Source organism: uncultured Roseobacter sp. (assembly GCF_947495025.1).
In the GTDB taxonomy this organism is placed as follows: Bacteria; Pseudomonadota; Alphaproteobacteria; order Rhodobacterales; family Rhodobacteraceae; genus Roseobacter.
The window spans coordinates 514,616-530,169 of record NZ_CANLXG010000003.1 but is presented as its reverse complement, the minus strand read 5'-3'; the positions used below and the strand labels follow the sequence as shown (position 1 = coordinate 530,169).

Genomic DNA, 15,554 nt, shown 5'->3' with positions numbered 1-15,554 from the left:
TTGGTAAATAATCGGTAAACGTGTCGCAGATTGCCCACGCTTCAGCGCGATTTCCAGCTGTCGGGAACATCCCAGATGGTGAGCGCAGCTTCCTGCCGCGCCTGCCGCTCGGAAAGTCCCACGTCCGCGAGGCCCTCAGCATCAAGGCGCGCCAGGGCACGTCTTGACCGCCAGAGGCTGAACCGGGTCAGAAAAGATATGCTGCTGTTCCTGCGGGCTGCGGGGCGGGCACGTGTTTCGGTCATCGACATCAGAGCTTTCCTTTCGATCCTGTGATGTATTCGCTAATTCTCATCAGCGTTGTTGATTTATATGTCGCCTTGTGGTTCATTTGAAAAGAGAATGTTTGTTACATGAAGTATCAGGAAAATTGATATGAGAAATCTGGACATCACCACGCTGCGCTCATTTGTGGCCGTATCGGATGCTGGCGGCGTGACTCGCGCCGCGGGTTTTCTGCATCTGACGCAGTCAGCCGTGTCGATGCAGCTGAAGCGGCTGGAGGAGCTGCTGGGCCTTGAGTTGCTGGACAGGTCCGGGCGCACCATCGCTCTGACTGCTTCGGGTGAGCAACTGCTGGTCTATGCACGCCGCATGATCGCGCTCAATGACGAGGTGATCAGCCGTCTGACGGATCAGGCATATGAGGGGGAGATCGTGCTCGGCGTGCCGCACGATATTGTCTATCCCGCCATTCCGCAGGTGCTCAAACAGTTTCACGCAGCTTTTCCACGGGTCAAAGTGCAGCTGATATCGTCCTATACACGTGCGCTCAAAGAACAGTTCGGGCGCGGGGAATGTGATATGATCCTGACAACGGAAACACTGGTCGATCCCGGTGCTGAAACGATCTGCCGGAAGCCACTTCGCTGGATCGGCGCACCGGGAGGTGCAGCTTGGCGACAGCGGCCACTGAAGCTTGCGTTTGGCCGGCTGTGTACTTTCCGACCCCGCGTTGTGGAAGCGCTGGATGCTGCGGATATCTCATGGGATGTGATCGTGGAAACCGAGAGCGACCGCACGATTGAGGCGACGGTCAGTGCCGATCTTGCCATCCACACGATGATCGAAGGCACAGAACCGCCGCATCTTGAGCGGATAGAGCATGGCGGTTCCCTGCCCGAACTGCCGATGCAGATGATCAACCTTCTGGGTGCGCAGTCTGGCAAAGGCCTGGTGCATGACAGCCTCGCCGATCTGCTCCGCCGCGCTTTTGGTGGCGCAGACTCGCACCGTCTGCGATCTGTCGCCGGGTGATGCTTCCTGTCTGTAAGATTCGCAAAAACCGTTTGCCTTCTGTTTGTTGACGTAACGTCACGCCTGGGGAAGGTTACTATTGTACGTTGAACTCTCAGACTTATTTGCGCGCATTTGCAGACATATATCTGCAAATGCGCACATTACGTTAACCATCACGCTTATTTGCGCATCGCGGCGCTACAACTCATAAGTGTGCCGTGAAAAACGAAAAATCTGAATGATTGCGCGCAATTATCGCGTCTGAGGCCGGGTTTTGAGACATTATGGTTCATAACTCCGGGCATTTCGATCTCCGAAATCCCCGCAGACCAGCTTCACGCGGGCGGCCTGTCACGTCATTTTTATTGATCTGTGAGCCAATATCCATATTATTTTGGCAGTAATCAGTTTGTGGCGATCGATGTCACGGTTCAGGACTACATCGCCTCGCGCCCGGGGGTAACCGGGCTAGTTTAAGGAAATACAAATGGCACACTTAGTGGATGTCCATGTAGGGAAGAGAATTCGCCAGAGACGCTGGCTGGTTGGTATGACCCAGCAGAAGCTGGCGGAAGCCGTCGGAATCAAATTTCAGCAGATCCAGAAATACGAAACGGGCGCGAACCGTGTGAGTGCGTCCCGGCTCTGGGACATTGCGGATGCTCTGGAAGTTGACGTGGCCTTTTTCTTTGAAGGGCTCAAATCTGAAGCTGACGATGATGCGCAGGCCGATGCGATCCCGGCGGATATGATGGGCGACAAAGAAGCGATGGACCTTGTCCGGTCTTATTACGCAATTCCTGAAAACCAGCGCCGGCGTCTTTTTGAGCTTGCCCGTGTGCTGAGCGACGTCGCCTGATCCGCGCAAAACCGCGCCCGGGCTCTTGCACGGACGCGGCGCAGGTGGCACTCCTGTCGGCATGACAGTTAACGCCCGTGCCGCCTGCGATCCGGACACAATACATCAGATAGCTGACGAAATGGCCGACGCTGCGCGTGCGGCCATTCTTCCGTTTTTCCGAAACTCTCACATCGCGACCGACAACAAGCTGGATGGCGGTTACGACCCGGTAACGGAAGCAGACCGTGCGGCCGAGCGCGCGATGCGCGAAATCCTGTCGGTGAGGCGCCCGGATGACGGAGTCCTTGGTGAGGAATATGGAACGCAGGCCGGCACGACAGGTCTGACCTGGGTTCTGGATCCGATAGACGGGACGCGCGGCTTTGTCAGCGGCACGCCGACCTGGGGCGTTCTTATCGCCGTGTCTGATGATCAGGGCCCTTTTTTCGGCATTATTGATCAGCCCTACATCGGTGAGCGTTTCCGGGGCAGCAGCGCGGGTGCCGTCTGCGACGGTCCGCTGGGACGTCGTGACCTGAGCACCCGGTCTGGTACGGCACTTCGTGATGCGACGGTGTTCACAACCTTTCCGGAAGTCGGAAGCGCAGATGAACAGTCGGCATTCCATGCTGTCGCAGGCCAGGCAACACTGACGCGGTATGGTATGGACTGCTATGCTTATGCGCTTGTGGCAGGCGGGCATGCAGATCTGGTGATCGAAGCCGGACTGCAGCCCTATGATATTCAGGCGCCGATCGCGCTAGTGCAGGCAGCGGGGGGTGTTGTCACTGACTGGCAGGGTGGCCCTGCCCATATGGGGGGCAGGGCTGTGGCGGCGGCCAATGCAGAGATACATGCAGAGGCTCTGAGCATCCTGAGCAGGGTGCCTGCGTGAGCGAGCTGCTGATACGGGGCGCAGATTGTCTGCTGACAATGGACGACCAGCGACGCGAGCTTAGGGGCGCAGATGTTCTGGTACAGGACGGCGCAATTGCGGAAGTGGGTGTTGGTCTGCAGTCCGGAGTGCAGACCATCGATGCCGCGGGATGCGTTGTGACCCCAGGTCTGGTGAATACGCATCACCACCTTTATCAGACGCTGACGCGGGCTGTGCCTGGTGGTCAGGACGCGTTGCTCTTTGGCTGGCTGCAGACCCTTTATCCGATCTGGTCCGGGTTCACGCCGGAGCATTTCTTTACCTCGGCGCAGGTCGGCTTGTGCGAACTGGCGCTGTCGGGCTGTACTCTCAGCAGTGATCATCTGTACCTCTATCCCAACGGGGCGCGGCTCGAAGACACAATCCACGCCGCTGCGGACGTAGGTCTGCGGTTTCATCCGACCCGAGGTGCGATGAGCATCGGGGTTTCGCAGGGAGGGCTGCCACCAGATGATCTGGTGGAACGCGAGGCAGATATTCTCGAAGACTGTATCAGGGTGATTGACGCGTTTCATGACCCCTCAGCGGGATCAATGTGTCGCGTCGGTGTCGCGCCCTGTTCGCCCTTTTCCGTCAGCCGTGACCTGATGCGTGACGCGGCGCTGCTGGCGCGGGACAAGGGCGTTATGATGCACACGCATCTGGCTGAAAATGACGAGGACATTACCTATTCGCTGGAAACTTTCGGCTGCCGGCCCGGCCAGTATGCCGAGGAACTGGGGTGGGTGGGGCCGGATGTCTGGCATGCGCATTGCGTCAAGCTGGATGCCAGCGAACAGGCGCTCTTTGCCCGCACAAAAACAGGTGTCGCGCATTGTCCCTGTTCCAATTGCCGGCTCGGCAGTGGAATTGCACCGGTGCGGGCTATGCGCGACGTGGGTGTGCCGGTCGGGCTGGGCGTCGACGGATCAGCCAGCAATGACGCGGGAAATCTCGTGGCAGAGGCGCGACAGGCCATGTTGCTGCAGCGGGTGGCATCCGGTGCGGACGCCATGAGTGCACGTGAGGCACTGGAGATTGCAACGCGTGGGGGCGCGGATGTGCTCGGACGTGGTGACTGTGGTCGTATTGCTCCGGGCGCGCGGGCAGACATTGCCATCTGGGACGTCTCCGGCATTGAAGCGGCCGGAAGCTGGGATCCTGCTGCACTGTTGCTGGCAGGGCCTGTGACGGTCCGCGATCTGTTTGTCGAAGGCCGGGCGGTTGTTCGGGATGGCCAGATGCAGACGGTCGATCTGCAGTCCCTTGTCGCGCGTCAGAATACGCTGGCGCGGGCCCTTCGGGAGTCGTTGTAATGCGGGCTGTTCTTGCCGTTGCGGCTGTTCTGGTGCTCACGGGAACGGCCGGCGCGGATCCTGCAGCACTGCGGTCTGTGAATACATTTCGTGCCGAAAACGGACGGACGGCTCTGCAGTATTCTGCGATGCTGGAGACGGCGGCTCTGGCGCATGCCCGTGACATGATCGCGGAACAGTTCTTTGCGCACACAGGCAGTGACGGCTCGGGCGTCTCTGACAGAGTTACGCGCGCGGGTTACGCGTGGTGCGTGGTCGCAGAGAATATTGCGAAGGGACAGAATGATCTGGCTGAGGTCATGGCCGCCTGGGCGGGGTCAGAAGGGCACAGGCGCAATATGCTGTCGCGCGAGGTGACAGAATTCGCTCTCGTGCATGCAGCAGAAGACACCTGGGTTATGGTGCTTGCCCGCCCGGGTTGCTGATTGCAGCGGCTTGCCAGGGGGGCGTCCGTCTGCCGCCGATCCAGACATCCGCAATGGCACGATCATCACCCATCATGATTGTTGGAAAAACAGCTTCCCATATGTCGCCCGCGCGCGCGTGACGCTGTGCGATCGCAGGTGTGGATGCAAGATCGAGGATTGTCAGGTCCGCGGCCATACCGGGGGCAAGGCGTCCAATTTCATCGCCCATGTGCAGGCTGTCTGCAGAGCCGGCGGTCGCCAGCCACAGAAGCTGTGCGGCGTGAAGTGCCGTACCGCGCAACTGGCCGATTTCGTATGCCGCGGCCATTGTGCGCAGCATTGAAAACGATGAACCACCGCCTGTGTCGGTTGCAAGTCCCAGAGGAATGCGGCGCGCAGCAAGTCCTGCGACATCCATCAGACCCGATCCGATAAACGTGTTTGATGTGGGGCAGTGCACCAGCGCCGCACCTGTTTCCGCAAGGCGGTCCTTTTCCCGGGCTGTGAGATGGACGGCATGACCGAAAACAGCGCGACGTCCGAGCAGGCCGTGCGCTTCATAAGTGTCCAGATAGTCCCTGGCCTGTGGAAACAGTTCGGCGACCCAGGCGATCTCGCCGGGCTGTTCTGAAAGATGCGTCTGCATCAGGCAGTCCGGATTTTCGGCCCAGAGTGCGCCCATGGCAGCAAGCTGCTCGGGTGACGACGTGGGTGAAAACCGCGGCGTGATCGCATACCGCAGGCGGTCTTTTCCGTGCCAGCGCGCGAGCAGGGCGCTGCTGTCGTCATAGGCGGAACGGGCTGTGTCCCTCAGACCGTCCGGAGCATTCCGGTCCATACAGGTTTTGCCCGCGACAACAGCCATGCCACGCTGCAGCGCGGCCTCAAAAAAGGCGTCGACGCTTGCCGGATGGACGGTGGTGTATGAGCAGACGGTCGTGGTGCCGTGAGCCGTTATCAGATCGAGATAGCGTGCCGAGGTTTCACGGGCGAAATCAGGGTCGGCGAACCGCATTTCTTCGGGGAACGTATAGCTGTTGAGCCAGTCGATCAGCTGCTTGCCCCAGCTCGCGATCATCGCTGTCTGCGGATAGTGGGCATGTGCATCCACAAAGCCGGGGCAGATCAGTCTGTTCCCATAATCCGTGTGCTCCGCTGTCGGGTGAGCAGCTCTGAGTGCTTCGGCATCCCCAACGGCGAGGATCCGGCCGTTTTCTATCAGCACGGCGCCTGAAGTGTTGATGCGGACCACATCCTGCCACGGTGCGGTCATCGGGTTTCCGGTCGTCTCAAAGGTCGCGCCGGTGAGGAGGGTCTGCATGCTCATGGCGCAATACTAGGCACTTCGCGGGGGCGCCACAACGGGGCGCGCGCCCCCATTGTATCCCGTCCATGCCACCCTTATGGTCCGCACACAGACGGGGAGCACAGCGATGTCGGATCAGACGGATCAGATTGAGCCGGAGGCAGAAGAAGATGCCTATCTGCTCGGACCAAAGGCAATCGCGGCAATCCTCTATGCTGTCGATATTGAGGACAAGGACAAGCTCACAGAGCTGATGGAACCGCTGCACGCAGCGGACATTGCTGACCTTCTTGAACAGATCAACGCTTTTGACCGGACGCGTCTGATCCGGTTGTATGATCGTGAGTTTGACGGCGAAATACTGTCGGAACTCGACGAGGGCCTGCGCGAGGAAGTGATCTCCGTTCTTACGCCGCAGGTGCTCAATCAGGCCGTGCGCGATATGGACAGCGACGACGTCGTTGATCTGGTCGAAGACCTCGAGGACGATCAGCAGGAAGCCATTCTTGAGGCGCTCGAGGAATCCGACAGAGCGGCCGTGGAACAGGCGCTGAGCTATCCGGAGTACTCTGCCGGCCGTCTGATGCAGCGCGAAGTGGTCATGGCGCCCGAGCACTGGACCGTAGGTGACGCAATCGATTATCTGCGCGCGACGCCCGAGGATGATCTGCCGGCGCAGTTTTACCACATGGTCATCGTTGACCCCCGGCTGCATCCCGTGGGCAATGTGACGCTGGGCAAGATTATGCGGTCCAAACGCGAAACGAGGCTGATGGACCTGCGTGAAGAGACCTTTCAGGTGATCCCGGCCACGCAGGACGAGTCGGATGTGGCCTATGCGTTCAACCAGTACCACCTGATTTCGGCGCCGGTTGTGGACGAGGAAGAACGTCTGATCGGTATGATTACCATTGACGATGCCATGGTGGTGCTGGACGAAGAGCATGAGGAAGACATCCTGCGGCTTGCAGGTGTCGGCGATGGTTCGCTGTCAGACCGTGTTGTTGAAACAACCAAACAGCGGCTTCCCTGGCTGGCGGTCAATCTGGTCACGGCCATCGCGGCATCGCTGGTGATTGCGCAGTTCGAGGTCGCTCTGGCACAGATTGTCGCGCTGGCGGTGCTGATGCCCATCGTGGCCTCCATGGGCGGAAACGCGGGCACCCAGTCGCTGACCGTGGCTGTGCGTGCGATTGCGACCAAGGATCTTACCGGTGCCAACGTCTGGCGGGTTATCCGGCGAGAGGTGCTGGTCGGGCTGGTCAACGGCACAATTTTTGCCGTGGTTATGGGGATCGTTGGCTTTATCTGGTTCGGCTCTCCGGCGCTGGGGTACGTCCTGGCCGCGGCGATGGTGATCAATCTGGTCGTTGCGGGCCTCGCCGGTACGGTTATTCCGGTGATCCTTGACCGCATCGGCGTGGACCCGGCACTGGCATCGGGTGCCTTTGTCACAACGGTGACGGACGTTGTCGGCTTTTTCGCGTTCCTTGGTCTGGCGGTTATGGTGCTGCTGTGACAGCTGATCTTACGGCGCTCAAGGCGGCTGCGCGCAAGGATGGTTTTGCCCGCCGCAAGGCCGCGCATGCTGCAGACCGGGGTACGGGCGCGGGGCATTTGTCTGCGCTGCTGGCCGGTTACCGCGGTGTGCCGCTTTCGGGATACATGCCGATCCGTACCGAGATAAACCCACTTCCTGCGATGGAGGAGGCCTCCGCTCACGGACCTGTCGGGGTGCCTGTGATAACTGCTGCCGGTGCGCCGTTGCTGTTTGCCGGATGGGAGCCGGGGGTTGCGATGACCGCGGGCCCCTTTGGCGCGCAGGTCCCCGCTGATCCGGTTTATTTTGAGCCGGAGATTGTGATCGTGCCGCTTGTGGCCTTTGACGGGTCGGGCGGGCGCCTGGGCTATGGCGGCGGGTTCTATGACCGGACGCTTCAGATGCTGCGCGGACGCAGGGCGACACTGGCAGTCGGTTTTGCCTATGCTGCCCAAAAAACCGATAATCTGCCGCTGGAACCAACCGACCAGCCGCTTGATCTGATGGTGACGGACGAAGGCATCACCGACCTGCGCTGATCACCCGCTCTCAAATGCTGAAAAGGCGTCTTTCCAGTCCGGGTGCCACCGGGAAAGGGCAGGGCGGTTTTCAGCAATATCCCCGGCCGACCACAGCACGCGCCGGGCGTCCTTTGCCTCGGTCACATCGTTGTCCGGGCAGAGAACATAGAAATCCCCGTTTGCGACCCGCATGAACAGGTATTCCACGCATTCCTCGCTGGTCCAGGCCGCGGCGGGTTTTTCAGGCATGAAAGCTGCGATCATGCCGGTATAGGTAAATCCCGGCACAAAAAGATGAGTGCTGACAGGGCTGCCAGCTTCACGCAGCTCATGCGCCAGCTGTTCCGTCAGGACACGAACCGCGGCCTTGCTGACGTTATAGGCCGGGTTGCCCGGGGGCGTTGTGATGCCCTGTTTTGACCCGGTGTTGATGACCGTGGCAGGACGCCCGGCTTGCGTCATACGCGGCACAAAAGAATGCACACCGTTCAGGACGCCGTAGAAATTCACGTCGAAGATCTGGCGCCACTCATCCGGAGCGGTTGTGGTGCTGGTCGGGCGGGCCATGCCGGCGTTGTTCATCAGCACCGCGACAGGTCCTGTATCAAAGGCCCGGTCCGCGAGCGCTTCGACAGCGTCTGCATCGGCGACATCCACTTCGGCGGTCTGTACCTGTGCCCCGGCGGTGCGCAGGCTTTCTGCAGCATGGTTCAGGCTGTCCGTGTTGCGATCCGCGATCAGCAGATCAAAGCCGCGCGCTGCCAGCAGCTCTGCGGCGGCAAGTCCAACGCCACTGGCGCCACCGGTTATGACCGCAAGGCCGCCCAGTTTTTCGGTTTCTGTCCAGGTCATAGTGGTTCCCCGCTGGTGACGGCGCAGCCTGTCCGGCCAGCGCAACGTGATCTGTGAGGCATTCACGTTCGCATGGCCGCACTGCGATATGCAACAGGTGCGCCCCGCAGTCAGGCCTGCAATGGCGTGGCTGCGCTGTGCGGAGCAAATAATTTCGCGCTGGCACTTGCTCTGTCTGACGGGCCACCATAGGGCTGGGGTATGAAAATCCTGTTTCTTGGAGATGTCATGGGGCGTGCCGGACGGCGCGCAGTCACGGAAAACCTGTCGCGTCTGCGGACGGACTGGAAACTCGACTTTGTCGTCGTCAATGCCGAGAACGCGACATCGGGCATGGGGCTTTCCGGCTCACATGCGAAAACGCTGCTGGATGCGGGTGCGGATTGCCTGACCCTTGGCGATCATGCTTTTGATCAGAAGGATATGCTGCAGTTTATCGAGCAGGAACCGCGCGTCATCCGCCCGCTGAACTTTTCCAAAGCGGCCCCTGGCAAAGGTGCGGGGCTGTTCACTACCCGCTCGGGCCGCAAAGTACTCGTGGCACAGGCGCTGGGCCAGGTCTTTATGAAGCGCCCGTTTGATGATCCGTTTTCGGCACTGGAACCGGTTCTGAAAACCCATCCGCGCGGGGGAATGGCCCAGGCCGTTATCGTGGATTTCCATTGCGAGGCGACATCGGAAAAGATGGCGATGGGCCATTTCTGTGACGGGCGTGCAAGCCTGGTGGCGGGAACGCACACACATGTTCCTACGGCGGACGCGATGGTTCTGCCACGGGGCACGGGGTATATCACCGATGCGGGCATGTGCGGCGATTATCACTCTGTGATCGGCATGGAAAAGACCGAACCACTGCGTCGGTTTATCACCGGGATGCCAAAAGAGCGTTTCACCCCTGCCAACGGCGAGGCGACCCTTTCGGGCGTTTATATCGAAACCGATGACCGCACCGGCGTGACCACGCGGATCGCGATGATCCGAAAAGGTGGCATCCTCGAACCTGCCGCACCATGACAACGCTGACGCGCAGGGAGCTGTGGTATTTTACCGGTATGCTGGTGCTGATGGGGGCGGGCTGGGGCCTGACACAGCCGCTGACCAAAATCGCGGTTTCAACAGGCTACAGGCATTTCGGTCTCATCTTCTGGCAGCTGGCCATTGGTGCAGCCCTCATGGCCGTGATCGGTCTGATGCGCGGGACCCGTCTGCCGCGCGCGCGCCGGCAGCTCGGCATCTGCCTGATGGTGCTGGTGATCGGCACGGTTCTGCCGAATTCGACCTCATATCAGGCTGCCGTGCACCTTCCATCGGGTGTTTTGTCCCTGTTGCTCTCCATGGTGCCGATGTGGGCTTTTCCGATTGCGCTGGCGCTTGGTCTCGACCGTTTTTCTGTCCGGCGGCTGCTGGGTCTGGGATGCGGCCTGGCCGGTGTGCTGCTGATTGCGCTGCCCGGTGCCGAGGCGCTGAACCTGCCAGTGTTCTGGGTGATGATCGCTCTGATCAGCAGCCTGTGTTACGGGCTGGAAGGCAATCTGGTGGCAAAAACAGGCACCGCGGGCATGGACCCGTTTCAGGTGCTCTATGGCGCGTCTCTGATGGGCGCTGTCCTCATGCTGCCGGTCGCGGTTTTGTCAGGGCAATGGATCCCCCCCGCAGCAGCACTGACCATTGAAGGCCAGGCGCATGTCCTGGCGTCCGTCATTCATGTTCTGGTCTATGCAGGGTATGTCTGGCTCGTCGGGCGTGCCGGTGCGGTCTTTGCAGTGCAGGTCAGCTATCTGGTGACCGGATTTGGCGTTCTGTGGGCTAAAATGATCCTGGGCGAGGCCTATGCGCCCGGTATCTGGGCAGCCATGGCTCTGATGTTCGCAGGAATGTACATGGTGCAACCGCGACCCAGAGAGGCGCTTGCTGCATCCTGAGCAATCAGCGAGACTGGAGCGGTATGACCCAAAAGAACTGGACCAGCTGTCCGTGATTTCCCTGTTCGATGTTTCCCAGACAACAAGTGCCCTGCTGACCCTGCTGGTGGTGGCTGTCATGTTCACACTGTTCGTGCGGGAAACCTTTCCGACCGAGGTTGTGGCCATCGCGGGGGCGGCGCTGATGCTGGCCGTTGGTGTGCTACCTTATGACAACGCGCTTGCAGTTCTGAGCAACCCGGCACCCTGGACGATTGCTGCGATGTTTATCGTGATGGGTGCGCTGGTCCGCACCGGCGCACTGGACGTGCTGACGCGCCTTGCCGAGCGCTACGCCCGGACCCATCCGCGGTCGGCCGTTGCAGGGGTGATCCTGTCCGTTATGGGCGCATCCGCCATTATGAACAACACACCTGTGGTTGTTGTGATGATCCCGGTTGTCGTGCAGCTGAGCAAAACGCTGGGGACACGGGCATCCAAACTGCTGATCCCGCTGTCCTATGCAGCAATCATGGGTGGGTCGCTGACCCTGATCGGTACCTCGACCAACCTTCTCGTGGACGGTGTGGCGCGCGGCGAGGGGCTGCAGGCTTTCACCATTTTCGAAATCATGCCGGTGGGTCTTGTGGTCTGTGTCTGGGGACTGTTTTATCTCAGCGTGATCGCGCCACGTCTGCTACCGGAACGGGACAGCATGGCAAGTCTGTTGTCGGACCCGTCACAGAAAAAGTTTTTCACCGAAGTCGTCATTCCACCAGACAGCAACCTGATTGAGGAGGTCGCGCTTGAAGTACCGTTGTTCCGCCGCGAGGGCGTCCGTCTGGTCGATGTGATCCGGGGCGACGCGTCGCTGCGGCGCGATCTTCAGGGGGTGACGCTGGAGGTTGGTGACCGTGTGGTGCTGCGTACCAGGATGACCGAACTGCTGAGCCTGCAGAACAACCGCGAACTGCGCCCGGTCGACCAGGTGTCATCGGTCGAGACCACAACAGTCGAGGTGCTGATAACGCCGGGCTGCCGGATGATCGGTCGGATGCTGGGATCTCTGCGGTTGCGGCGGCGCTATGGTGTCTACACCCTGGCGGTGCACCGGCGGAACCAGAACATCGGCCGCCAGCTGGACGATCTGGTGGTGCGTGTCGGGGACACGCTGCTGCTCGAAGGAGCACCTGAGGATATCAGCCGCCTGGCTGCGGATATGGATATGGTCGACGTGGCACAACCGTCGGAACGGGCGTACCGGCGCAGCCATGCTCCGGTTGCCATCGCAGTGCTGGTGGGGATTGTAGGCCTCGCGGCGCTGAACGTGGCCCCGATCCTGTTGCTGGCCGTGCTGGCTGTGGCGCTGGTTCTGGTCAGCGGCTGTATTGATGCCGATGAAGCCTTCTCGTTCATTGACGGGCGACTTCTGGCGTTGATCTTTTCCATGCTTGCCGTGGGTGCAGCGCTGCAGAACTCCGGTGCGGTAGCACTCATTGTGGATGCTGTTTCGCCGTTTCTTGCCTCGCTGCCACCGGGCGCGGTGCTTCTGGCTGTTTTTGTAATGACGTCCACACTGACAGAGCTTGTGTCCAACAATGCGGTCGCTGTTATCATGACGCCGCTGGCCATCGGGCTGGCTCTGGCGCTGGGCCTTGACCCCAGGCCGCTTGTCGTCGCCGTGATGATCGCGGCCTCCTGTGCCTTTGCCACGCCGATAGGATACCAGACCAATACGCTGGTTTACGGACCAGGGGGGTACCGTTTCACTGATTTTATCCGCGTCGGCCTCCCGCTGAACCTGTCGACAGCGGTACTTGTCTCGCTCACAATCCCTTTAATCTGGCCCCTCTGAGGGTGCGCGAATGATCGGGGGGGCGCCAAAGACGTTGGTAACTCCATTGTCGTCGACGATTGACCAGCGGGAGACAACGAGATGATAGGTACCCGTTTCCCAGCCCCATTCGTCCCGCTGGACGCGGCGGCGCCATGCACCCTCGACACGAATGGGCCAGCGCACTCTGTCAGTGTCTGTCTGTGCGATGCCTTCTGCCCGCGCCGCGGTGCGGGCGCGTGACAACAGTGTTTTGAGATGGCGTTCAATGGGTGCGGCCTCCTTTGCGCGCCGTCCCGCGAAAAAGACATCCACGTCGTATTTTGAGTTCACAAATCCGCGGATAATCAGATCACCGCGGTCATTCCTCCGGGTCTGGGGCACCAGTTCCACAACCAGACTGCTGATCGCATTCTGAAACAGCCCTGCATCCTCGGAGGCCGGGGTTACTTCATGCGCTGGTCTTCGGTTCTGGTGCATTTCCGATCCGGAGCTGTGATCACGGCGCGCTGCCAGGCGCAGGGCCCGACATGCTTCCGACAATGACGTGTAGCATTGACCTGTTAATGAATTCTTGTTTCGGTCTGTAAAGCCGGCGTTTCAGCACGCGCGCCGGTGTTTTCTGGCCGGCTGCCGGTAAGAACTGTTCAGAACGCGAATGCGCTCTTATCAAACGTGGGTTTTCAGAGCGGCCAGAACAGCAGAATAGCCGGGATCGAAACCGCAACCACCAGAATTTCCAGAGGCAGGCCCATCCGCCAGTAGTCGCCGAAGCGATAGCCACCGGGACCGAGGATGAGTGTGTTGTTCTTGTGTCCGATCGGCGTGAGGAATGCGCTCGACGCGGCCACGGCCACTGCCATCAGGAAAGGATCCGGGGACACATCGAGGGTCAGGGCCATCTGGATGCCAACGGGTGCTGCAACGATGGTAGTCGCCGTGTTATTCAGAACGTCAGAAAGGGTCATCGTAACGATCATCAGCACAGTCAGAACGGCCCAGGCGGGCAGGCCGTCCGTCCACGCAACCAGTGCGCCGGCAATCAGCTCGGTACCGCCCGATGTTTCGAGGGCTGCCCCTAAAGGGATCATAGAGCCGAGCAGCACAACAACCGGCCAGTTTATGTGATCGTAAAGCTCTGCCAGCGGTACGATTTTCGCCAGCACATAGGCCACGACCACCAGACCAAGCGCGATCGGAAGGTATATCAAACCGGTACTCGCCGCGGCGACAGCGCCTGCGAACAGGCCGATGGCCAGCCAGACCTTGCGGTTTTCGGTCACCGCAAGCCCCCTGTCTGCCAGCGGCAGGACACCGAGCCATTCAGATACGTCCGCGCCTGTATCACGGGGCACCAGCAGAAGCAGGATATCGCCGGTCTGAATTGGCGTCTGACGCAGGTTCTTTGTCAGTCGTTTGCCCTGACGCGAGATACCCAGCAACACTGTGCGCTGCCGCCAGGCAAGCCCGATTGCCTGGGCCGTCTTGCCACGGATGCGTGCGTCTTCCGGCACCGCGACTTCGAGTATCTCCACACCGTCACCGTCCGCGCGTAACAGCTCTTCGCGCCGGGCGTCGGCAACAGCCAGATCGAGACTGGTGCGGAACTCATCCAGAGCGCTGGCCGTCGCCTCGATCACCAGCGCGTCGCCGGCCCGGATCACTGTGTTGCGTGCCTGCCCATACCTCCGCTTGCCGTCCCGGATCAGGCCGATTACTGCAACGTCCGCCTTTTCGGCAGCGCTTGTCAGTTCGGCCACGCGTTTTCCGATCTGTTTGTTGCCGTCGGGCACAGTGAGCTCAGAGATATACTGTGAAATATCAGTAGGTTCCGCGTCCGATCCGTCGCCCTGCGGGATCAGGCGCCAGCCGATGAGCGACACGAAAATCAGACCTGCAAGGGCCGCGGCACCACCCACCGGCGCAAAGTCAAACATTGCAAAGGGTTCGCCCAGGGCATCTCCGCGGATTGATGCGATAATGATGTTGGGCGGGGTGCCGATGAGGGTCGCCATGCCTCCGAGGATCGTCGCAAACGACAGCGGCATCAGGCTCAGGCCCGGAGCGCGCCCTGCTTTGCGGGCCGTCTGGATGTCAACGGGCATCAGCAGCGCGAGGGCGGCCACGTTGTTCATAAAGGCCGACAGCACACCACCTACGGCCCCCATCAGGGCGATATGCGCCCCAAGGCTGCGTGAAGCGTCCACCAGAGTGCGGGTGATCAGAAAAACCGCACCCGACCGGACCAGCCCGGCGGAAACCACCAGAACCAGAGCCACCACAATGGTCGCGGGGTGGCCGAAACCCGCAAATGCATCCGCCGTGGGAACCACCCCAAGGACTACCGCGACCATCAGCGCCGAGAACGCCACGATATCGTATCGGAACCGGCCCCAGAGCAGCAGTCCGAAAACCGCTCCGAAAAGGGCGAACAGGATGATCTGGTCCGTGGTCATGCGTGATTTTCCGGGCTCTTTGGGGGATCAGTCAGTCTGCTGCGTACCTGTACCGAACATCAGCAGACAGTTGTCCGGGTCCCGTACGTGAAATTCGCGCTGGTGGTATGGTTGATCAAACGGGGCCCGGACACGGGCTTTTCCAAGGCTGTTCAGACGGTTTCTCATGGAGGCATAGACGTCATTCACATCTTCGCAATCAAGATAAACCATCTGCGCGCCGATTTCGCAGTCGGGCGCAACCTCAAGCAGGCGCAGAGCGCCGCCGGAACAGCGCACAAAGGCATAGTTTTCATGCTGGAAACCACAACTGAACCCGAGGATGTCACAGTAAAACCGGAGCGCACCATCAAGATCATGGGTCATAATGAACGGCGTGATCTGATGGATACCTGACATGGGGCCGATCATACATGAAAAGAGAG

16 protein-coding genes are annotated in these 15,554 nt (G+C 60.3%); 10 read left to right on the top strand and 6 right to left on the bottom strand.

Annotated elements, in window-relative coordinates:
• Positions 1-41: 41 nt before the first annotated feature.
• Entirely contained in the window at positions 42-251 is a 210-nt protein-coding gene (locus Q0792_RS16780) for a DUF1127 domain-containing protein (protein ID WP_298843425.1), read from the bottom strand.
• A gap of 124 nt (positions 252-375) precedes the next feature.
• Here Q0792_RS16780 and Q0792_RS16775 point away from each other — a divergent pair, with 124 nt between their 5' ends.
• The 5 genes from Q0792_RS16775 to Q0792_RS16755 all read left to right on the top strand — a co-directional run bounded on the left by Q0792_RS16775 (position 376) and on the right by Q0792_RS16755 (position 4,737).
• Entirely contained in the window at positions 376-1,257 is an 882-nt protein-coding gene (locus tag Q0792_RS16775) for a LysR family transcriptional regulator (RefSeq protein WP_298843422.1), read from the top strand.
• A 469-nt stretch (positions 1,258-1,726) separates the two neighbouring features.
• Positions 1,727-2,098, top strand: a complete 372-nt coding sequence (locus Q0792_RS16770; protein WP_298843419.1) for a helix-turn-helix transcriptional regulator — start codon at positions 1,727-1,729, stop codon at positions 2,096-2,098.
• A gap of 61 nt (positions 2,099-2,159) precedes the next feature.
• Complete coding sequence (hisN, locus tag Q0792_RS16765) at positions 2,160-2,975, top strand: histidinol-phosphatase (protein WP_298843414.1); 816 nt, start codon at positions 2,160-2,162, stop codon at positions 2,973-2,975.
• Positions 2,972-4,312: an 8-oxoguanine deaminase gene (locus Q0792_RS16760; RefSeq protein ID WP_298843411.1), complete on the top strand. Its 1,341-nt coding sequence runs from the start codon at positions 2,972-2,974 to the stop codon at positions 4,310-4,312. The genes hisN and Q0792_RS16760 overlap by 4 nt, the downstream gene beginning before the upstream one ends.
• On the top strand, positions 4,312-4,737 hold the full coding sequence (locus Q0792_RS16755) for a CAP domain-containing protein (RefSeq protein WP_298843408.1): 426 nt from the start codon (positions 4,312-4,314) through the stop codon (positions 4,735-4,737). Before Q0792_RS16760 ends, Q0792_RS16755 begins: the two co-directional genes overlap by 1 nt.
• On the opposite strand, the gene guaD is transcribed toward Q0792_RS16755, so the two are convergent.
• The gene (gene guaD, locus Q0792_RS16750) at positions 4,709-6,046 is read right to left on the bottom strand and encodes a guanine deaminase (protein ID WP_298843404.1); all 1,338 of its coding nucleotides are present in this window, start codon (positions 6,044-6,046) and stop codon (positions 4,709-4,711) included. The genes Q0792_RS16755 and guaD overlap by 29 nt on opposite strands.
• 106 nt (positions 6,047-6,152) lie before the next feature.
• Between guaD and mgtE the strand changes: the two genes are divergently transcribed.
• Positions 6,153-7,544 (top strand): magnesium transporter, encoded by a 1,392-nt coding sequence (mgtE, locus tag Q0792_RS16745; protein ID WP_298843401.1) that lies wholly within the window; start codon positions 6,153-6,155, stop codon positions 7,542-7,544.
• A complete protein-coding gene (locus Q0792_RS16740) occupies positions 7,541-8,104 on the top strand; it encodes a 5-formyltetrahydrofolate cyclo-ligase (protein WP_298843398.1) in 564 nt (187 codons plus the stop codon). Before mgtE ends, Q0792_RS16740 begins: the two co-directional genes overlap by 4 nt.
• On the opposite strand, the gene Q0792_RS16735 is transcribed toward Q0792_RS16740, so the two are convergent.
• Positions 8,105-8,938, bottom strand: a complete 834-nt coding sequence (locus tag Q0792_RS16735; protein ID WP_298843395.1) for an SDR family oxidoreductase — start codon at positions 8,936-8,938, stop codon at positions 8,105-8,107.
• A 201-nt stretch (positions 8,939-9,139) separates the two neighbouring features.
• Here Q0792_RS16735 and Q0792_RS16730 point away from each other — a divergent pair, with 201 nt between their 5' ends.
• From Q0792_RS16730 to Q0792_RS16720, 3 genes are read left to right on the top strand one after another with little or no spacing between them, the layout of a single operon-like run.
• Positions 9,140-9,952, top strand: coding sequence for a TIGR00282 family metallophosphoesterase (locus Q0792_RS16730; RefSeq protein WP_298843392.1), 813 nt, complete (start codon positions 9,140-9,142; stop codon positions 9,950-9,952).
• Positions 9,949-10,860 carry a DMT family transporter gene (locus Q0792_RS16725; RefSeq protein ID WP_298843389.1) on the top strand — a complete coding sequence of 304 codons (912 nt, stop codon included), beginning with the start codon at positions 9,949-9,951 and terminating at the stop codon, positions 10,858-10,860. Before Q0792_RS16730 ends, Q0792_RS16725 begins: the two co-directional genes overlap by 4 nt.
• Positions 10,861-10,912: 52 nt before the next feature.
• Positions 10,913-12,694: an SLC13 family permease gene (locus Q0792_RS16720; RefSeq protein WP_298843853.1), complete on the top strand. Its 1,782-nt coding sequence runs from the start codon at positions 10,913-10,915 to the stop codon at positions 12,692-12,694.
• Here Q0792_RS16720 and Q0792_RS16715 read toward each other — a convergent pair.
• The 3 genes from Q0792_RS16715 to Q0792_RS16705 form a co-directional block, all read right to left on the bottom strand.
• Positions 12,677-13,153 carry a hypothetical protein gene (locus tag Q0792_RS16715; protein ID WP_298843386.1) on the bottom strand — a complete coding sequence of 159 codons (477 nt, stop codon included), beginning with the start codon at positions 13,151-13,153 and terminating at the stop codon, positions 12,677-12,679. The two genes, Q0792_RS16720 and Q0792_RS16715, sit on opposite strands and share 18 nt — an antisense overlap.
• Positions 13,154-13,356: 203 nt before the next feature.
• Entirely contained in the window at positions 13,357-15,129 is a 1,773-nt protein-coding gene (locus Q0792_RS16710) for an SLC13 family permease (RefSeq protein WP_298843383.1), read from the bottom strand.
• Positions 15,130-15,156: 27 nt separating this feature from the next.
• Complete coding sequence (locus tag Q0792_RS16705; protein ID WP_298843380.1) at positions 15,157-15,528, bottom strand: VOC family protein; 372 nt, start codon at positions 15,526-15,528, stop codon at positions 15,157-15,159.
• Positions 15,529-15,554 lie beyond the last annotated feature (26 nt).